The organism is Ideonella sp. (genome assembly GCF_041914305.1).
In the GTDB taxonomy this organism is placed as follows: Bacteria; Pseudomonadota; Gammaproteobacteria; order Burkholderiales; family Burkholderiaceae_C; genus Ideonella.
In genome coordinates this window covers 1-21,116 of sequence record NZ_JAYSDQ010000012.1, presented here as the reverse complement: position 1 = coordinate 21,116, position 21,116 = coordinate 1, and the positions used below count along the sequence as shown (strand labels likewise).

The 21,116-nt window shown below is 72.1% G+C and carries 5 protein-coding genes; all 5 read left to right on the top strand.

The annotated features are described in order from the left end of the window. Nucleotides 1-50: 50 nt before the first annotated feature. The 5 genes from ACE3SG_RS16300 (at nt 51) to ACE3SG_RS16280 (ending at nt 21,025) form a co-directional block, all read left to right on the top strand. Complete coding sequence (locus tag ACE3SG_RS16300) at nt 51-9,938, top strand: DUF6603 domain-containing protein (protein WP_374566692.1); 9,888 nt, start codon at nt 51-53, stop codon at nt 9,936-9,938. Further along, nucleotides 9,938-11,995 (top strand): hypothetical protein, encoded by a 2,058-nt coding sequence (locus ACE3SG_RS16295; protein ID WP_374566690.1) that lies wholly within the window; start codon nt 9,938-9,940, stop codon nt 11,993-11,995. Before ACE3SG_RS16300 ends, ACE3SG_RS16295 begins: the two co-directional genes overlap by 1 nt. A 366-nt stretch (nt 11,996-12,361) precedes the next feature. Then, nucleotides 12,362-13,405 carry a hypothetical protein gene (locus ACE3SG_RS16290; RefSeq protein WP_374566689.1) on the top strand — a complete coding sequence of 348 codons (1,044 nt, stop codon included), beginning with the start codon at nt 12,362-12,364 and terminating at the stop codon, nt 13,403-13,405. After that, on the top strand, nt 13,402-17,490 hold the full coding sequence (locus tag ACE3SG_RS16285; protein ID WP_374566687.1) for a hypothetical protein: 4,089 nt from the start codon (nt 13,402-13,404) through the stop codon (nt 17,488-17,490). Before ACE3SG_RS16290 ends, ACE3SG_RS16285 begins: the two co-directional genes overlap by 4 nt. A 1-nt stretch (nt 17,491) precedes the next feature. Further along, on the top strand, nt 17,492-21,025 hold the full coding sequence (locus tag ACE3SG_RS16280) for a hypothetical protein (protein WP_374566685.1): 3,534 nt from the start codon (nt 17,492-17,494) through the stop codon (nt 21,023-21,025). Nucleotides 21,026-21,116 lie beyond the last annotated feature (91 nt).

Here is a 21,116-nt window from a genome sequence, read left to right as displayed (position 1 = left end):
GCAGCCTCGCGGGGACTTATTCAGCGTCGCCCCAACACGGAGTGCCAGCCATGAGCGGGATGTCCAAAGAGGAGTTGGGCGTTCTGGGCAACCTGGCCGTGGCGCTGGGGGTCTTCGACGCTGACGGCCAACCCAACGGCGACTGGTTCGGCCACCCCGAAGAGTCGCTGAAGAACATGCTGGCCAAAGAGGGCCAGCGCGAGGCGCTGATCGCCTTCGTCGACGAGGCCCTGGGCGGTGCCGACCGCACCACCGACCCGCGCGGCGTGATCTGGCTGCCGATCGTGCAGCTCGACGACCCCGACCTGCTGGTCGCGGTGACGGTCGACGAATCACCCGCCGCCGGCCTGCACATCGGCCTGGGCATCGCGGTGCGCACCAGCGGGCCGGACTCGTCGACCTCGTTGTCGATCCCGCTGTTCCTGGCCCACCGGGATGGCGGGCCGAACGTCAGCAACCCGTTGCTGCTGGGCAGCGCGGGCGGGCGCATCCGCATCGCCACCGACATCACGGTCGACAGCGGCGCACCGGTGCCGGGCCAGGCGCGCCTGGGCGCGATCGGCCTCGATGTCGACCTGCCGACGCTCGGCACCGACCCCAAGGGCCCCGTCTTCGGCCTCGCGCTCACCGGCTTCCAGCTGCCCGGGGCGCAGCAGCCGCGCGACCTGCGCGTGGCCGCCGATGGCCTGGACGAACTCGACGACGCGCTGCTCGACCTGATCCTGTCGCTGGTCAAGGCCCAGGCCGACGCCGCCGCCGGCAACTCGCTGATCGCCGCCGTCGGCGGGCTGCTGGGCCTGCGCAGCGGCGACGCGGTGCCCGACTTCCCGATCACGCAACTGCCCACGCAGGGCGTGCAGGCGCTGGCCGACTGGGTGCACGGCATCCTGACGACGCCGGCGCAGCTGAACGACTGGGTCGGCCACCTGGCCACCTTGCTCGGCGGCACGGCCGCTGGCGCGAGCGTCGATTTCGACCTCGGCGGCGCGGCCGAGCTGACGCTGGGCCTGCAGGTCGGCAGCGGCCCGTCGGGCCACACCACGCTGACGCCGACGCTGGCCGTCTCGCTCGGCAACGACGACGCGCGCGTCGAGGCGCAGGCCGCGCTGTTCCGCATCGACCTGGAGACCGGCGCGGCGCAGGCGCTGCCCTCCATCGGCGCCTGGGCGGCAGTGGGCCGCGGCACGGTCGGTCACCGCGTGATCGACGTGACCAACCCGACCGTGGTGCGGGCCGACACGCTGCGCCTGGGCTTCGGCATCGACGCCCAGCGGCGGCTGAACTTCGTGCTCGCCGCCGATGCGGTGACGCTCGGCGCGCACAGCTACCCGACGCTCGACCTGACCTCGCCCGACGCGGTGATGGATGCGGTCGGCAACACCGTGGGCGACGTGCTCGACCAGCTGCTCGCCGGCTGCGGCGACGCGCTCGACGTCGTGCGGCTGCTGCTCGGGCTGGACGCGCCGAACGGCGTGCCGGCGGTCTCGGTCAGCGCGCTGATGAGCGACCCGCTGGCCGCCGCCGCGGGCTACTGGCAGGCCCTGCTGGCCGCACCGCCGGCCGCGATGACCGAGGTGCTCGAAGCGCTGCGCGACGCGCTGGCCGATGCGAGCGAAGCGGTCGCCATCATCCACGGTACCGGCACCGCGCTGGACCCGTGGCGCGTGCCGCTGATCGGCCCGCTCGAACTCGAATTCGCCGCCACCGGCAGCACACTCGCCGTCAACGCCGCCATCGCGACCAGCGTCGATTCGCTCGGCCAGCGCTGCACGGTGGTCGACATGCGTCTGGCCGCCACGCTGGCCCGCATCGACCTGGCCGCGAAGACGGCGGTGCTGATGCCCGGTGTCGAAGGCCGCATCAGCGCCCGCGAGCGCGGCGTCGACCCGCCGCGGGTGACGCTCGCGCTGGGTGATGCGATCGCGCTCACCGCCAGCGGCGTCGGCCTGGGCCTGGCCTGGGCGCCGGGCAGCGGCCTGTCGGCATCGCTGGACGCACCGAACCTCACGCTGCGCCAAGGCAACCTGAGCCTGCCGGTGGCCTTGCCGGTCATCGCGGCCGATGGCAGCGTCACCCTGCCGCCCGAGGCGTGGAGCGGCGTCGAGTCGCTCGTCGGTTACCTCGGTGAACTCGCCGGCGGTTTCTTCGGCCAGTTCGTCGCCGCGCTCGGCTGGACGGCCGAGGTGCCGACCCCCGGCGACGACCGCGGCGCCCGCCTGCCGCTGGCCGACCTGATCGACGACCCCGCTGCGGCGCTGGCCCTGTGGCTGCCGCAGCTGGCGATGAGCGAGCTCGGCCCCGAAGCCTTGTCGCTGCTGGCCGACCTGTTCCGAGGGGCGGGCGCGAACCGCGGCTTGATCCAGGGCACCGGCCACCCGGACGACCCCTACCGCCTGGCGCTGGCCGATGGCCTGCCCGAGGTTGCGGTCTGGTTCCCGCCGCAAGGGCTGGAGCCGCGGCTGGTGGCCGCGCCGCCGGCACTGCAACGCTGGCGGCCGGGCGAGCCCGGCCTGTCTGCCGACGTGCTGGCGCTGGCGTTGTCGGCTGAAAGCGAAGTGGCCGACGACGTCAACGCGCTGGTCGATGGGCGTGACCTGGCCGGTGGCCTGGCCGCGCTGGCCGAGCGCTGGGTCGGCGGTGACGGCCGCGTGTTGCCGCCGGCGGTCACGCCGGCCGATGCGCTGATCGACCGCGCCGGCCTCGCGGTGGGCCAACTGCCGGCCCGGCTCGATCTGCAAGACCTGACCGGCCGCGTGCCCGGCACGGTGGTCTACGTGGCCCTGCAAGGCGACGCCGCGGCCGATGTGTGGGCCACCGGCCTGCCCGCCGACCATCTGGTCGACCTGAGCACCGCGGGCCTGGACGCGAGCATGTTCACCGCGCCCACGCCGGCCACCGGCGCGTGGCTGTTGCGGTTGGGCACCCGCGCGGCGTGCAAGCTCGCCGGCAGCGCCACCGACGGCACGCCCGAGCAGGCCGCGCGCCTGGCTCGCGTGCTCGATGTGTTGGCCAGCGTCAGCAACGACATCGTGCTGGTCGCGCTCGCCGGCGCCGGCCACGCGGCCCGTCTGGCGGCGCAAGCGCAGGCGGCGGTCACCGACCTGATCACGCTCGGCACCCCGCTCGGCCCTATCTCGCTGACTGCACTGACCACCCAGCCGACCGCCGACGCGCTGCGCCTGCTGCACCGCCTGCTGCCGGCCCCGGTGGACACCAGCGACCCCGACACGCTGGCCGACGACGAAGACCTCGCGCTCGGCCGTGCGCTGGTCGGCGCGATGATGGAGCTCAGCGCGCTGGCCGACCCCGGCGCCGACCTGCGCCCGCCGATGGTGCCGCCGGCCGCGGCGCGCGCCGGCCTGGCCATCACCGCGGTCTTCGGCACCGTCACCGCCGACCAGGTGGCGCGGGCCACCACCGCGATCGTGGCCGCCGGCCTGGCCGAGCGGGCCCGCGAACGCGCGACCATGCCGCTGCCCGAGCCCAGCGGCGTGCAGGCCGGCCTGCTGCTGCCGATCGCCCCCACCGCCAACGGCAGCCTGAAGATCCGCGGCGAAGCGCGGCTGACGCTGTTCGCCTACGACCTCGACGACGGCATCGACACCACGCCCACGCTGCGCACGCGGCTGAAGCTGAGCGACCGCAGCGGCTGGCTCGCGTCCACCCCCGAGCTCGAACTGCGCATGCTCAGCGCCGAGCTGCTGCTCAAGCTCGACGGCGCCGACCATGGCCAGACCCGCCTCACGCTGCACGACGCACGCTTCTTCGACCAGTCGTGGGAACGCCTGCTGATCGGCAACACCGACGACGCGCTGCCGCTGCTGCCCGAGGCGCGCAGCATCCTCGCTGCCGCCGCGCAGCGCCTGACGGCCGACGCCGCCGGCACCGCGTCGCTCGCGCTGCGTTCGCTGTGGGCCGCGCTCGGCCTGGTGGCGCCCGACGGCAGCCTGATCGGCGATGCGGTCGACACCTTCGTCCACGACGCAGGCGGCCTGCTGCGGCAACGCCTGGCGCAGCAGCAGGCGGCGTTGTCATCGGCGATCAGCGCGCTGCTCGGCCCGCTGGGCGCCAGCGTCAACCTCGCGGCGCAAAGCGTGCACCTTCAAGGCGGCGGCGACGGACTCGGCCGCTTCGGCTGGCAGGCCGATGTGCTGGCCACCACGGCGGGCCTGACCGGCCAGCTGCGCTTCGGCCCGTCCACGCCGCTGCCGACCACCGGCAACCTGCAGCTGCTGGTCGACCTCGACCCGTTTACCGTCACCTTGCTGTGGCAACAGGCCAGCGGCGGGGCCGACACGATCCCGCTGTGGCCCGCGCCAGACGCCATGGCGCTGGCCCGCGCGATCGCCAAGGCGGCGCCCAGCCTCGGCGGCCACGCCGCGCTCGAGCTGATGCGCCGTGCCGACGACAGCGCCCGCCCGATCATCGACGCGCTGCTCGACGCACTCGGCCTGCTGCGCGGCCTGGCCGGCGACACCGACCGTGCGCTGCGCCCGCTCGCCGGCCTGCTGGCCGACCCCGCCGGCTGGCTGCGCAGCGCCGACTCGCTGGCCGCCAACCCGGGCAAGATCCAGGGCCTGTTCGACGCGATGCGGCCGCTGCTCGGCATCGCCGGCGCGCCCGGCACGCCGATCGCGCTGGCCACCGGCGTGTCGCTCAGCGTCGTCGCGGCCGGCCCCGGCGCGCGGCTGACGCTGGATGTCGACCCCAGCGGCTGGGCTGCGCCGAACGGCATCACCGGCCGTCTCGCCGCCGGCCTGGGCGCAACGCTGACGGTCGGCCCCTCGGGCCCGCCGGTGGTGGGCGTGGCCGCGCATGTCGGGCTGACCGGCGCGCCGGCCGGCAAGCAGGCCGTCCACGCGCTGCTGTCGAACAGCGGGCTGCAGGTCTTCGTGCGCCCGGCCAGCGGGCCGGACATTTCGCTCGTGCCGTTCTCCGGCCTGGGCGCGCTCGCCGCGGCGGCCGAAGCGGCCTTGCCCTTCCTGCTCGACCAATTGGCCGCGCTGCCATCGCCCACCGGCCCGCTGGTGGCCAAGGTGGGCGACGCGCTGAACCTGCGCAACAACACGCCGGCCTTCGACGGCGCCAAGCTGCAGCAGTTCGCCGCCAACCCGGTCGGCGCGTTGGAAGGCGCGGCCTTGTCGATCGCGCAGACCGGGCTGGACACGATCGCGCCGCTGCTCGACACGCTGCTGCCCGCGGGCATCACCGTGACCGGCAGCGACGACGAGCTGCACGTGACGATCAGCGAATTCACGCTGTCGTGGACGGCGTCCGACGGCACCGTCACACTCGCTGGCCACGACGTGCCGGTGCCGGGGCTCGACGCGCTGAGCTTCACGCTGGCGCTGAACGCCGCCGGGCTGAAGGAGCTCAGCGCCACCGCCGGCCCGATGGTGATCGATGCCGGCGGCGTGATCCTGCGGCCGTTCATCACGGTGGCCGCGGGCAGCAACCCGGCCGGCGGGCGCCGCGTGGCGCTCGGCATGGCGCTCGACGACACGCATCGCTTCGCGCTGCGCTGGCTGCTGGACACCCACGCGGTGGCGCTGGTGTCGAGCGACGGGCTGGTGGGCAGCGGCAGCGACGACCCCGACCCACTGAAGGTCGCGCTGCGCATCGTCGAGGTGGTGGCCGACCTGGTCGCCGCGGTCGCGATGGCGCAGCAGCCGGTGCAAGACCTGCTCGACAGCCCCGTCGGCGACATCGACGTGCGCAACCTGCTGCGCGGCGTGGTGCTGGCCGACGTGGCCGACCCGCAGGCGCTGATCGCCGGCCTGTTCGACCCCGCCACACTGCTGGCGCGCATCCACAAGCTGTTCTCGAACCTCGCCGGCGCCGGCATCGAGATCAAGATCGACGCCTTCACCGTTGCCTTCCTGAAGATCGACAACGTGATCGGCGTGCAGGTCGGCGTCGATGGCCGCTTCCCGCTCGTCACCGGCGACGTGATGCTCTGGCTCGAGAACGACGACTCGTGGATCACGCCGAACCCGCCGGGTGATGGCGGCCTGTTCGTCGGCTTCCTGCCGGGCACGCTGCCGCTGGCGTTCAAGCCCAGCCTGGTCGTCAACGGCCTGGGTCTGCGCGTGGGCAAGAACTCGGGCCCGCTGCTCGACATCGGCCTGTCGCTCGATTCGATCGCGCTGCATGCCTATGCCGCCATCGACGGCGGCGGCGCCAAGAGCGGTGGCGTGCAGCTGCAGTTCAGCAACCTCGCGGTCTCGGCCGGCGGCGCCAAGGGCGACAACGGCATCGCGCAAGGCGTGATGAAGGACACCGGCCCGACGCCGCCCAAGCCCGCGTTCTCGCCGGCCCTGGCGATCCAGGTGCACAACGGCGGCGCGGTCGCCGTCACGCTGCGCGCTGGCGACCCGCCGGGCCCGTGGTGGATCGCGATCCAGAAGGGCTTCGGCCCGCTGTACCTTGAGCAGATCGGCTTCGGCGCGACCGAGGTCAGCGGCAAGCTCGAGCGCATCTCGCTGCTGATGGACGGCTCGGTCTCGATGTTCGGCCTGACCTGCACGGTCGACGACCTGCAGATCACCTACCTGCTGACCGACGGCGACTTCTTCAACGCCGACAACTGGCGCGTCGACCTGGCCGGCCTGGCCGTCTCGGCCGACATGGCCGGCGTGCAGATCGCCGGTGGCCTGCTGAAGCAGACCACGCCGGCCGGCATCGAATACCTGGGCATGCTGCTCGGCCGCTTCGGCGTCTACGGGCTGACCATCTACGGCGGCTACGGCGAGGGCAACGACAACGGCCAGAAGTTCACCGCCTTCTTCGCGGTCGGCGCGATCATCGGCCCGATCGGCGGGCCGCCGGCCTTCTTCCTCACCGGCATCGGCGGCGGGCTGGGCATCAACCGCAAGCTGGTCGTGCCGACCGAGCTGTCGAACTTCGGCGACTACCCACTGATCCAGGCGCTGGACATCGCCGCCAGCCCGCAAGACCCGATGACCCAGCTGCGGGCGCTGGGCGCGTACTTCCCGATGCAGAAGGGCACCTTCTGGTTCGCCGCCGGCGTGTCGTTCAACAGCTTCGCACTGGTTGACGGCATCGCGGTGCTCGGCATCCAGATCGGCGACGGGCTGGACATCAACCTGCTCGGCCTGGCGCGCATGGCGCTGCCGCGGCCGCAGGTCGCGCTGGTCTCGATCGAGCTGGCGCTGCTGGTGCGCTTTTCCAGCAGCGAAGGCGTGCTGTGGGTTCAGGGCCAGCTGACCGACAACTCGTGGCTGCTGTACCCCGATGTCAAGCTCACCGGCGGCTTCGCCTACGTGATCTGGTTCAAGGGCGAGCATGCCGGCGAGTTCGTGCTGACGCTGGGCGGCTACCACCCCGACTTCCACCGCGACGGCTACCCGGTCGTGCCACGCCTGGGCCTGCGCTGGAGCATCGGCGACTACATCGTCATCAAGTCCGGCAGCTACTTCGCACTCACCTCCGAGGCCTTGATGGCCGGTGGCGATTTCGAGGCCTCGGCGCATTTCGGCCCGGCCTGGGCCGAGGTCAAGTTCGGCGCCAACGGCATCGTCTACTTCGACCCCTTCCACTACCAGGTCGACGCCTACGCCCGCATCGCCGCGGGCATCACGATCGACACCTGGATCTTCGGCGAGATCACGATCTCGATCAGCCTGGGCGCCCGCATCGATGTCAGCGGGCCCGACTTCCACGGCAAGGTCACTTTCGAGATCGGCCCGGTCGAGCTGACGGTCGAGTTCGGCGGCTCCGACAAGTCGTCCGAAAACGGCATCGCCGCGCAGGCCTTCATCACCAAGTACCTCGATGCGGGCGACGCCACGGCGGCCGATGCGCATGCGCTGATGACCTCGTTCGGTGCGCAGCCCTCGGCCAAGGGGCAGGACGCGACGCCCGACGGCTCGGTCGACAAGCCCTTCGTCGTGGTGGCCGAGTTCGGCCTGACCTTCACCAGCACCGTGCCCGCGGTGCGCGTGAACCGCGTCAACGCCGGTGCCGGCGCGGTCACCAACCACGCGCCCAGCACCGCGCTGGCGGTGGCGCCGATGAAGGTCGCGACGATCGAGCCCGAGATCAAGCTGACCTGGCAGCGCAACGGCGCGACCGAGACCTTCCCGTTCGTTGTCACCGCGCGGCCGCATGGCCGGTTCCCGGCCGGTGTCTGGGGCAAGCCGCAAGACCCGCACAACCGCAAGGTGCCCAAGGGCGACATGATCGAGGCCCTGTGCGAGCTCGACTTCGTCTCGACCGCGACGCCGTCGGCGCCCGGCCCCGAGATCGCCTACTACCAGGTCGAGACCGGCCCGCGCCAGCCGCTGCCGTTCACCCGCCGGGCGATCGACGCAGCCAAGGTCAAGGCCCAGGCCAAGGCCGTGACCGACCTGGTGACGCCGCCCGACACCGTCAGCGCCGCGTTCCACCACGCCGGCATCTTCATGGCCGACACGGCCACGCCGACGCTGCTGGCTTCGCTGCGCGGCGAGCGCCAGGCACCACCGCTGCTGGGCACGCTGACCGAAGGGCTGGACGACAGCGCGCTGACCACCATCCCCGGCATCGGGCAGCGCCCGCCGGGCAAGGTCTACGACCACTTCATCGACCCGCCGCTGGCGGTGGGCCTGCTGTCCGGTGTCAGCACCGGCTTGCGGGTCGCGCCGCCGGCCCGCACCACGGTGCGCGACTCGGCCCGCGCCTGGCGCGTGGCACCGCCGACCATCGCCTCGGTCGAGGCGCAGGCCAGCCACTCGATCGCCGCGCGGCTGACGATCGCCGACACGCCGGCGATGACCACCGGCCGCACCCGCACCGTGCTCGGTGTGGGGGCGCTGCCACCCACCGCGGTGGCGCACGCCGCGCCGGCGATCGTGGCGCGGCCGGGGGCCGGCGGCAGCGAGCCGCTGGGCGACTTCTCGGCCGGCCTGCTGGGCCAGCAGGGCCTGGGCCGCACACGCAGCAAGGCGGCGCGGGCCGAGGGCAGCGCCGGGGCGGTGCTGACGCCGGGCCAGGTGGTGGTGCTGAAGCTGCCGAATGCGAAGGCCGATGCGGCGCTCGACGGCGTCAAGCGGCCGCAGCTGGCGGTGCTGGGGGCGGCGGCGCGCGTCGTGGTGCTCAGCCACGGCGGCAACCTGATGGCCGATCGCCTGGTCGGCGGTGACAAGCCGAACCCGGCCAGCCTCGAGATCGCGCAGGGTGCCGAGCGCATCGTCGCGGTGGCCCAGGGCGCCGGCATGGGCCAGGGCGACCTCAACGCCGCACCGGCCGGCCTGGCCGGCTGGCACGCCGGGCTGCAGATGCCGTATGTCGGCTGGTCGGCGGCGATCGGCCCGGGCTGCGTGATGCAAAGCCAGGGCCCGTCGCTGAAGCTGCACCGCGAGCGGCGCGACGGCGGCTGGGTCAATGGGGCCGAGCTGGCGCGTGGCGTCAGCACGGTGACCACCACCTTCAGCGAAGCGCCGAACGTGGTCGTCGTGGTGTTGGACGACCCGGCAGCTTTCGGCAACGAGGTCGGTGGGCGGCAGCTGCTGCTGGGGCTCGACGGGGCCGAGCGCCTGCGCGACGCGGCGGGCCGCGAGCGCGCGCCGCAGCTGCTGGCGATGGAAAACCGCAGCGTGCTGGCCTACGAGATCGTGCCGCAGGGCGACCGCCCGGTGGTGGTGACGATCGCCAGCGACGAGGGCTGGTCGCTGGTCGGCGTGATGGGCTCGGCGCAGCTCGATGCCAAGGGCGCGATCGCGCTGATCTCGGCCCGCGGGCTCGATGCGGTGCTGCAACCCTTCGCCCAAGGCACGGCCGGTGGGCCGGCCAGCCAGCTGCAGTGGCAAGGGCCGACCCGCACCGACGGCCAGCGCAAGCTGGCGCAGGCCAAGGCGATGGGCCGTCACCCGGTGGCGGCGGGCGCCGCCGCGCCTTCCCGGGCACCGCGCAAGAAGAGTGAAGGAGGGTCCCGCTGATGCCCAAGACCGGCTATTTCGTGCTGCACAGCAACGTCGTGCCGCGGGTCACCGCGGGCAAGTACGACCTGGTCAGCGAGCAGACCGGCGTGCCGTTCCCCGTGGCGCCGGAGCACACCCACATCACCGTCAGCTCGCCGCGTTATGTGATGCCGACCGAGCAGATACTGTCGAGCTTTCCGCCAGCCAATGCCGACGGGGCGTTCGGCGACCGGCTGCCGCAGATCGTGCTGAAGCGGCGCACGCTGCCGTGGGAGCGCAACCCCGAGGGCAACTCAGAGCCGTCGCCGCAGGGCACGCCGTGGCTGGCGCTGGTGGTGGTGGCCGAGGGCGAGGCCGAGCTGTCGACCGCGACGCCGGTGGCCAACTGCGTGACGCCCGACACCAAGCTGCTCGACCCGAGCGACAAGGACACCGAGCAGGCGGTGTACCTCGCGGTGACGCAGACGGTGGTCAACAAGATCTTCCCGAAGAAAGAAGACCTGCCGTTCCTGACCCACGTGCGCGAGGTCGACGTCAACGACACCGAGCTGGCCAACGGCGACGACGACGGCTGGCTCGCAGTGGTGCTGGCCAACCGCCTGCCGGTGTTCGACGACGCGAACAACAAGCCGGTGCGCTACATGGCCTGCCTGCTCAACATCGAAGGCCAGCTCGAGAACCTGGCCAAGCCGCCGCCGCCGGGTGACGACTTCCATTTCGAGCTGGCGCAGGACTGGACGGTGCTCGCGACGATGGACCCGCGCATCGGCATCGACCCGCGTGCGATGGGCGGCATCGACATCGGCAACGTGGTGCTGCCGCAGGCCGAAGCGCAGATGCACGCCGCCGGCCGCAACCGGCCCAAGGCGGCCAAGCAGGTCGCGCAGCTGCCGATCGCTTCGAGCCTACCGACGGCAGGGGCGACGCTGAACGGCGCCGCCGCGATGCAGCAGACGGCCTACGCCAACCAGTGGGCCCAGATCACCGAGCAGGTGGCCGTGGCCGCGCGCGACCCCGACGCCAAACGCCTGGTGCGCGACACGATGGCCTCGGGCTTCCGGCTGCCGATCTCGGCCTTCGCGCTCGAAAAGGTCTATCGCTTCCCGGTGCTGGCGCACTGGTCGTTCACGACCAGCGAAGGCGCCACCTTCGAGAAGCTGATGCAGCAGCTCGACGTGGGCCTGCTCGGCACCTTGCCCGAGCCCGACCCGAAGAAGCCGCCACCGGCCAAGGCACCGCCCGAGGTGGTCGAGACCGGCCACATCGGGCTGGACCACCGCACCCGCCGCGGCGACGCGTCGCGCGCCTGGTACCGCGGGCCGATGGTGCCGTTCCCGATGAAGCGCGACCCGGTTACGCAGGCCGGCAAACCACTTCTGGCCCATGCGTCCGACCAGCTGCGCCGCGTCGTGCCCGATGGCCGCGAAGACCTGGCGCTGGCGGCGGCCTTCGAGATCGGCCGCCTGCTCGCGTTGTCGCAGCTGTCGGTGGTGTCGGCGCTGCTGCGCTTTCGCAACGAGCAGTTCGGCGCCGGCCGCGTGCACCAGCTGTTGTCGCAGCTGATGCCCTACAAGCTGCCCGACCTGATCGACCAGCGCATCGACCTCGGCCGCTTCGTGGCGCTGGAGTTCTTGAACGATCTGGGCGTCAACCCCGAAACGATGCTGGGCCCGCGGCGCCCGATCGCCGACCCGGGCCGCGAGCTGAAGGTCGACGGCGACCTCGACGCGGTGATCGCGGCCGGCCTGGGCATCGATCTGGCGGCGGTGATGAAGATGGCCGACCAGGTCGGCGTGCTCGGCGCCATCGCCCGCACACCGGCCACCGTGGCCACGCCGACGCAAGGGCTGACGCCAGAGCTGGTGGCCGACCTGCAGATGAACCTCGACGCGGCCTTGACCGGTGTGCTGAACGTGGCGGCGCCGCAGAAGTTCCAGCAGCAGCAACCGAAGGCGGTGATGAAGGGCGGCGGGATGAAGGGGGCCAAGGCGCCGAGCGCCAAGGCCGCCGCACCGGCCCGAGATGCGCTCGACGACCTGCTGGCCCGCCATGCCAACACCGACGAGGGGCACTGAGATGACGCTGCGGAACTGGCGAAGGCTTCTGATGTTGGCGCGTCGCGGCGGGTGCTACCCGGCGGAGGCTCATGGTTCCGCGGTCGGCGCTGGGCGCCGACTGCGCTGCGATGCTCGGGCCGCGGTCGCGCGCAGAACTCGCTTCGTTCGCCTTGCTCACTGCGCTCAGACAGCTGCGCGAGTCAGTTCACGATGCGCGCTGCGCGCGCCGACCGCGGCCCTGCGCTTCTCGCCGCTGCACAAATCGCCCCCACCGGGTAGCACCCACCGCGAGGTCGACGTTGAGCGCGTTCTCGATCGAAAGACACCGACGCTCGCCCACCCCGGTGCAGCACCGACCGCGCCGCGCGCGGTGGAGAGATCGCCATGCTGAAGTACCTCGATGCCGTCACGGTGATGAACGCCTCGGTGGCTGCCGCGCAGCAGTACGTGCAGCTGGTGACCGACCGCGACCCCGACGATGGCGAGCATGTGGTGCCGGGTGAACTGCGCCGCTTCATGTCGCGGCTGCGGCTGTTGCACGGCGTGCCGTTCAGCTACCTGGTGCCCGATGCGTCGCTGCTGCCGATCGAGTCGATCCGCTTCTTCTACATCGACCGCAACTGGACCGACGCGCTGGTGGAGGGCGCCTTGAGTGTGGGCACCATCACCACCGCCGACCGCACGCAGCTCGAAGCGGTGTACCCCACGCTGCGGGCCGAGATCGACGAGGCCGAGCGCACGATCCGCCAGCCGCGCGGTGAAGCGTTGCTGAAGGCCGGCAGCGGCACGATCACCGGCTTCCTGCTGCGCTCGCGCGCCGTCTCGGGCTGGCCCAACCTGCATGTGCGGGCCTATTCGCGCGACGTGGTGAAGGACGACGCGCTGACCACCGAGGCCGAGTCGAACCCCGAGCGGATGAAGGTGCTGCGCATGGAGCGGCTGGCGCCGGCCGTGCTGCTGGTGCTGTTCGACGGCGTGCCGGCGGTCGTGCACATCGAGGAGCCGCGCCAGGGCATCCAGTTCGGCGTGCGCATCGACCCCAAGGGCCCCGGCAACCAGCGCAAGGTGCGCATCCGCGACAAGAACACCGGCAACCTGGTCGACGTCAACGGCAACCCCGAGCCGCCCGAAGCCACCTTCACCAACGACAACTCGGTGCTGGTGCCCTTCCGCAAGAACGCGCCGGGCGTGCTGGACGTGGTCGAGCTGCAAAAGCGCCTGGCGGCCAAGGCCCCGCCGCAGGCCGCGAGCCTGGCGCCCAACGAGTTCGCGTTGCAGATGCTGCGCTTCCCGTTCCGCCAGGTCTTCGGTGACCCCTCGGACACCGAGGGCAAGCAGTTCTACAACCTCGATGCGTTCCAGGCCTCGATCGCCCTGCCTGATTGGCAGGCCACCGTGGCCGCCTACGTGCAGAAGGCGCAGACATGAGCAAACCCCGCGCCAGCAAGGCCCAGGTCGACCAGCCCCGCAGCCTCGTGCGTCAGCCGGGTGGGTTGGCGATGCGGCTGCCCGACATCGACGTGCGCAGCGTGCTGCGCGACAAGCGTTTTCTCGCCGCCGATCGCGCCTCGCTCGACCTGGGCGAGCTCGCCACCTGGGACGACTACCTGCTGCGCGAGCGGCGGTTGATGGTGCCGATCGACGTGCAAGCGCTGTACGTGCCGCCCGGCGGCAAGGAAGCGTTCGTGCGCGTGCCGATGCTGCTGGCCGGCGAAAACGGCAAGGTCGCCGAGAAACCGGAGGACGGCTTTCCGCCGCCGTTCACCGCGGGCCAGCCACGCCCGGCCGGCGTGCACCTGCACTGGGCCATGCCCGACGCATTGCTGCGTGGCCAACTGGCGCAGCGCACCGATGGCAGCGCCAACCGCCTGACCCTGCCACTGCTGCCCGACCGCTGGGTCGTGCTGCGGCTGATGCTGCCGCTGGGCGCCACCGAGGTCGTGCTGACCGGCTGGGTGCTGGAGGCCGACCGCGCGGTGGCGGTGCCGCTGGGCAGCTGGACCGAAGGCGGCAGTGCGTCGCAAAGCGCGGTGCCGGCCGGTGCCGAGCTGACGCGCGAGCAGCTGACCGGCACCGTCGGCGGCTCGGTCAGCTGGGCGGCCTGCTACGACGCGGTGCTGAACCGCTTCGCCTTCCACGACCCGCTGGCCGACGTGGCGGCGCTGGCGCCCAAGGGGGTCGACGAGAACTGCGCCGCCTACCTGGTGGCCGGCTGGTGGAGCGACCCCGCGCTCGACCCGCTGGACAGCGCACGCAGCAACACCAGCCTGCACGAGCTGCTGGACCGGCTGCGCTGGCGCCTGCTCTACGAATGGGGCGACGAGCAATGGGCGCTGCAGGAGCAGAAGGCCCAGTTCGACCTGCGCAAGGCGCTGGGCCTGACGACCGCCGAGCGCTGGTCGAGCCCGCGGCCGTTCCAGGCGCCGGACATCGGCCTGCGCAAGGCGGCGCAGCAGGTGTCGGCCTTCACGCCGATCGCGTCGACCTTCATCGAGCAGCCGGTGCTGCAGGCCAACTCGGTCTTTGCGTCCGAGGCCGCGCACCGCTACATCGCGCCCTCTTGGCAGCTGCGCTCGTCGCTGCTGCATGGCGCCGTCTATGGCGTGCCGGTCAAGGGTGAGGTGCTGGCCGACCGCCGGCCGTCGGCCGCTTCGGTGTCGGTGGCGATGGGCCACCACGACGACGACCTGCTGGCCGCCTTTGCCGCGCCGGCCCAGGCCAACGAAGACCAGCGCCGCGCGACCGAGCGGCTGCTGGCGGCGTTCACCGCGCAGAAGGTCAACCGCCTGAACTCGGCCGACGGCCTGGCCGAGCTGGAAGACCGCGAGCACTCGGCCGCGTTCGCCTCGCTGCCCTCGGGCTCGGCCGGCACCGACCGCTACCTGCAGCGTGTGCAGACCGGCGGCGTCGGCGGCCTGAGCTTCGGCCGCGACCGCATGGTCAGTCAAACCGGGCAGTTCGCTGCCCAGACCAAGGCCCTGCAGGCCAAGGGCGCGAAGGCCGCCAAGGCCAGCGGCGGGGCGCAGACCCTGGCCAGCCAGACGCTGTTCGCCAGCCAGGGCAAGCCCACGCTGGTGCAGGCCACCGCGCTGCAGGTGAGCGACGCCGCGCGCTCGCGCGTGGGCGAGGTGCTGGCGCCGACCGAGTCGCGTGTGGTCAACCGGCCGGCGCCGCGCTGGACCTTCCCGACCGAGCCGATGGTCGCGGTGCGCGGTGCGTCGCGCAGCCTGCGCCACGGCGGCGACGGCCGCGGCTCGGCCGATGGCAAGCTGACCTGCCGCTGGCCGACGCATGTGATCGACGAGATCGCCGGCGTGATTGCCAAGGACCGCTTCGTCCGCTCGATCGGCAACGGCTCGGTGCCGCCCGAGGTGCTGACGCTGGCGCGCGAGCTGGTGTTGCACGACCCCTACCACGACGACTGGGTGGCCAACGCGGTGTCGCCCAATGCCGAGGTGCGCACCTCGGTGCTGCAGCGGCTGAAGGCCGAATCGGTGATGCGCTTCGGCGCCGACGGCACCTACGACGGCACCACCGTGGCCTTTCACCCGACGCTGGCCAAGACCAAGTCGGCGCGCATGAAGCAGGCCAAGGCGATGGCCAACACCATTGAGCCCGGCGTGCGGCAGCAGCAGGCGATGCTGGCCGACGAGATGGCGCGTTTCTCGCTCTACAAAGGCGCCGACCCCGACCTGGTGGGCGTGACGACCTGGGCCCAGCCCTGGGTGCCGATGTGGCTCGAATGGGAGGTCAAGGTCGAGGGCCTGGACCCACAGACGCTGGACGCCTGGCGCCTGGGCGCGGTCGACCTCGACGCCAACACGCCCGACATCACCGGCGACAGCGTCGCGCTGACCGGCCGCGCGCAGCTGACCACCGGCGCCGCCAACACGCTGCACGACGCGATCACCGACTGGCTCAACGCCGAAGACGCGCTGGACGACGTGGGCGCCGGCCTGGTCGACGAGAAGACCGAGGCGACCCTGCGCGTGCTCGACGAGGCCGTGCGCAACCTCGACGTGGTGACCGCCGCGCTCGACGGCCTGCGCACCCAGCTGCTTGGCTTTGCGGCGACCGACGGCCTGCGCCGGCCCAGCAACGGCGGCGGTGTCGGCCACCCGGCGCCCGAGACAGCGCCGCGCAGCGTGCTGGCCGGCTGCGTCAGCTTGAGCCGCGCCCGACTCCTCGACGCCTTCGGCCGCACGCTCGATGTGCCGCTGAAGCAGGTGCTGACGCCCACCCGCTCGACCCGGCCCGAGCGGCCCGGTGCGCTGGAGCTGGCGCCCCGCCTGCTGCGGCCCGCGCGCTGGCTGCTGCGGCTGGTCGACTCGGCCACCGCGGTGGGCAGCGAGGGCAGCGAAGCGCGGGTCGACCAGATCGAGGCCGCGCTGCAGGTCAACCCGGTGGCCGGCTTCGTGATGCCCGACCACCTGGACGAGAGCCTCGAGGTCTTCGGTGTCGACGGCTCGCCGATCGGCGAGCTGCTGCACGAGCCGGTCAGCGGCGGCGTGATGTGGGAGATCGCCGCCGGCCGCCCGGGCCCGGCCGACGCCGGCCCGCTGTATGGGCTGGAGCCGAAGCAGCTGGCGCTCGGCCGCTTCGCCGCCGGTGTGGTGGCGGCCGATGCCACCGCGCGCGCCGGTGCGCCGGCCAATGTCGAAGACGAGAACCGCGAATCGGCGCTGTCGGCGCTGCTGCGGGCGATCGACACCACGCTGTGGAGTGTGGACACCTTTGCCGCGTTAGGCAGCGAGCATGTCGCCGGCCTGGTCGGTCGGCCGATTGCGGTGGTGCGCGCGCAGCTGCGGCTGGAGCTGAAGCCCGCCGACGACGTGGACCTCAGCAACCCCGACCGCGCGGCCGAGTGGGCGGCGGCCGAGCAGGCGGCGCAGGCCTATGCGTTCCCGGTGCGCATCGGCGAGATCACGCGCAGCGACGACGGCCTGCTCGGCTTCTTCGTCGACGACGACTACTCGCGCTTTCGCCTGGTCGACAAGACGATCGCCGGCGCCGCCACCGACGCCGGCCGCAGCCGCGGGCAGTTGGGGCTGTATGCCAAGTCGGGCGGCCTGCCGGCGGCGCGGCCGATCACGCACGACTACATCGCCGGCAAGGACGACGACGACACGCTGAACCTGCACCTGAACCAGACCGTCACCTTGACGCTGCTGATGCACCCGGCCGGCAAGGCCACGCTCAGCTCGGGCCTGCTGCCGCGCAAGTCGCTCGGGCTGGCGCGCGACTGGGTCGGGCCAGGGCTGGCGAAGATCGCGCCGTCGCTGCGCACGGGGCCGGTGCTGGTCGAGACCGATCTGGCCAAAGACGGCCAGGTGCGGCTGCCGAAGGTGTCGGTCTTCGGCAAGGACCAGAACTTTCTCTGGCGCGACACGCCCGCCACCTGGCGCACCGACGCGATCCTGGCCGCCACGCAGACCGCGCTGCTGCCCGACACGCCGGCCGAGTTCCGGGAGGGTTGGATCCGGGTGGCGCCGGAGCAATTGGAAGGGGAATGACATGAGCCGTTATGCCTGGCCCGCATCCCCACGCGAAGAAGAGCGCGACGACCCGGCGGCGCGCGCCCGTTTCGTGCGCCGCGCGCGGCGCGAGTTCGACCCCGACGGCGCGCGCGAGGCCGGCCGCAAGGCGCTGCAGTCGCACGCGCCGGCGGCGCGCAGTGGCCGCCACGTGATGAAGGCGCCGGTGGTGGGCGCCGAGTTCGTCTGGCAGCCGCTCGGGCCGGTCTCGGTGACGGGTGGCCAGGCGGTGGGCGCCACGCGCGTGGCCGGCCGCGTCAACATGCTGGCGGTGCACAAAGATGGCGAGCGGCTGTACGCCGCGTCTGGCAACGGCGGTGTCTGGTACAGCGGCAACGGCGGCAAGCTGTGGCAGTCGCTCGGTGGCTTCGCCAGCACGCCCACCGGCGGCGTCAAGCGGCCGGCGCAGCGCAACGCCTGCGGTGCGATCGAGGTCGCGTTCGGCGGCGCCGAAGGGGCCGACACTGTCTACCTCGGCACCGGCGAAACCACGCACCCGTTCCAAGGCGATCCCGGCTCGTCCGAGGGGGGCATTGGCGTGCTGGTGGCGCAGAACCAGCCGACGCTGGCCAGCGACGACCCGTGGGTGCGCGAGGCCATCAACCTGGTCAACGAAGGTGTGTGCCGCATCGCGCTGCAGCCCTCGGGCAGCGGCGTGGTCGCGGCCACCACCGCGGGCCTGTTCGAGCGGCCGGCCGGTGGCGGCAAAGACTGTGTCTGGCAGAAGGTGCAGCAGGCGCCGTTCGACACCCTGAAAGACAAGTGCGCCGACGTGCTGTGGACCAAGGGCGACGGCAGCCGCCCCGAGCGGCTGTGGGTCTGGGTGCAGGGCGGTGCCTCGGCCGGGCTGTGGGTGCGTGATGGGGCGACGGCACCGTTCCCGGCGTTCCAGCAGATCCTGGCGGTGCCGGCGATCGGGCCGTTCCGCGCGGTGCTGTCGCGCTGCGACCCGCTGACCGCGCCGAACCAGTTCTACCTGCTGCACGACACTGGCGCTGCGGCGCCGCCGGCCCTGTTTCGCATCTCGTGCGCGACCAACGCCAAGCCCACCGCCACCGCGGTGACCGCGGGCGTGCCGGCCATCATGGGCGCGGGCTTCGGCTTTTACTGCATCGCGATCGCCACCCACCCGACGCTGCCCGACCGGGTGGTGCTGGGCGGCAGCACCTTTGCCGCGGTGTCGCCCGACGGGGTGCCGCTGAAAGACACCGCCGGCACCGACGACGGCGCGGTCATCATGGGCGACGTGGCGCAGAACGGCCCGACGTGGACCTTCGGCTTCCCGGCCGCGTCGACGATGATCGGCGCCGGGGTGCACGCCGACCTGCACGACATCGTCTTCTCCAACAACGGCAACCGGCTCTGGGCCGCCAGCGACGGCGGCGTCTACCGCTCGGACCACCCGACCCAGCAGGTCGGCTTCTACGCCGCCAACAACGGGCTGGCGGTGATCGAATCGAACTACATCGCCTGCCACCCGACCTGCGAAGGCTTCGTCGTCACCGGCCTGCAGGACAACGGTGTGATCGCGCGCCATTCGGGCCACCTGTGGCGGCACGAGGGCGATGGCGACGGCGGCGGCGTGATGATCGACCCGACGCTGATGCGCCGCTACATCCGCCAGTTCTTCAACGGCAACTGGAGTTCGTCCGACAGCTTGTTCGGCCTGCCGTTGATCGCAGCCGAGCGCGACGGTGCGGCCTTCTATTCGGAAGGCGCGGCCATCGCCAAACAACGCGGCGTGCCGCCCAACGCGCCGCCGAACATCCGCCAGGTCATCATCGGCACGCACCGGCTTTGGTACAACGAAGACTTCGGCACTAAGTGGTACACGCTGCCTTCCGGCACGCTCGCGCCGCACGGCAACCAGGGGCTCGACAGCTTCGGCATGCCGATCACCGTGTGCCGCTGGCAAAGCCCCGACGTGGCCTGGGTGCTGGGTGCCCGCAAGCTGATGCGTTATGCCCGCACCGCCAACTCCGACGCCGGCGGCCCGCCCGGCACCTGGGGTTGGCAGGAGGTGAGGCCGACCGACGTGGTGCCGACCGGCAAGGAAAAGAAGCGCCCGCCGGTGCCGCCGTCGATGAACGACGCGCCGTTCTGGACCGATGTGGCCGTCAACCTGGAGACCGGCAACCCGCCGGTGCAGCGCGGCACGCTGGGGGCGGTGTACCTGGGCACGGTCGGCAAGTTCGACAGCGCCGATGTCGACACGCTGTACTGGTTCGACGGCACCGACAAATGGCACGCGACCAAGCTGCGCACCGACCCGAAGGGCGTGCCGGCGCCGGTGACGGCCATCGTCTGCCACCCCGACTTCCCGCTCGAGGTGTGGGTGGGCACGACGGTGGGCGTGTGGCATGGCGTGCGCACCGACCACGGCGCCAACCCGCCGACCTGGGACTGGAACGGCCGCGTCAACGGCCTGCCCGAAGCGGCGGTCGAAGACCTGGAAATCTTCAAAGATGGCACGCTCGTGCTGCTGCGCGCCGGCATCGCCTCGCGTGGGGTTTGGGAGCTGCGGCTCGACGTGACCACGCTGCAGCCGCTGACCTACCTGCGCGCCCATGACGACGACCTGCGCTACCGCGACCGCGCGGTCGAGAAGCAGCGCGACCTGCTCGCCGACCGCTCGTGGCACGGCAGCCCCGACGTGAGGCCGCGCCGGCCCGCGGTGCTGCGCAACGCACCGGCCACGCTGCCCTGGTCGCGCACCACGCCCAACATCGACCCCGAGCTGCTGCGCCGCTTTCAAAGCGCGCTGCGCGCCCGCACCAACGACCCGCGGGTGCTGCCGACCGGCAAGTGGGACGGCTACTTCAACGAGGCGCTGCGCAACCTCGGCGCGCCGCTGCTGCCCGCACCCGCGCCGGCCAACACCGTCAGCATCAACAAGGCCTTCTGGAACCTCAGCATGGTGGCGCCGCACGCCACCGCCGAGCCCTGGGGCGCCGGCGTGCCGACCGAGGCCGACCTGATCGACTATGCGCTGCCGCTGGCCGAGGGCAGCGCCAGCCAGGCCAGCTGTACGCTGACCCGCGTCGCCCACAAGGTCGACATCGTTGTGCACCACCGCGGCGCCAGCACGCAAGACGGTGCCAACGTGCGGGTGACGCTGCTGAAGTGGGTCGACCCGAAGACCAAGAACGCCGCCAAGTGGAACGACACCACCACCTGGTTCAACGACCCGGTGCCCTGGACGGCGGCCGTCAACGAGGTGCTGAACTCAGCCGACGGCAAGACCAGCCAGGCGATGACGGCCGGCTGGTCGTTCGTGCTCGGCAGCGGCAACGTCAACCACCGGCTGACCCTGACAGGCCAGACGCTGGACGCCATGCACCCCGGCATCGCCAGCTTCGACCTCGACCTCAGCACCGCCCGCAACGACAGCCTGATGCTGCTGGTGGCCGTGATCCGTGTCGGCAGTGACATCACGCTCAGCGCCACCAAGCTGAAAGACCTGGCCCTGACGAAGCCCAGCATGGCGGTGCGCTCAGTGCATGTGTTGGGGTGACGGGGCCGCCGGCCAGCGGCCCCGTCAAGATGCAACTGGCGCCCCCGGCAGGAATCGAACCTGCATCTGAGACTTAGGAGGTCCCCGTTCT

Excerpts from the sequence above, each read along its gene's own strand:
- ACE3SG_RS16300 (WP_374566692.1), top strand. The coding sequence starts at position 51 with ATGAGCGGGATGTCCAAAGAGGAGTTGGGCGTTCTGGGCAACCTGGCC.
- ACE3SG_RS16295 (WP_374566690.1), top strand. The coding sequence starts at position 9,938 with ATGCCCAAGACCGGCTATTTCGTGCTGCACAGCAACGTCGTGCCGCGG.
- ACE3SG_RS16290 (WP_374566689.1), top strand. The coding sequence starts at position 12,362 with ATGCTGAAGTACCTCGATGCCGTCACGGTGATGAACGCCTCGGTGGCT.
- ACE3SG_RS16285 (WP_374566687.1), top strand. The coding sequence starts at position 13,402 with ATGAGCAAACCCCGCGCCAGCAAGGCCCAGGTCGACCAGCCCCGCAGC.
- ACE3SG_RS16280 (WP_374566685.1), top strand. The coding sequence starts at position 17,492 with ATGAGCCGTTATGCCTGGCCCGCATCCCCACGCGAAGAAGAGCGCGAC.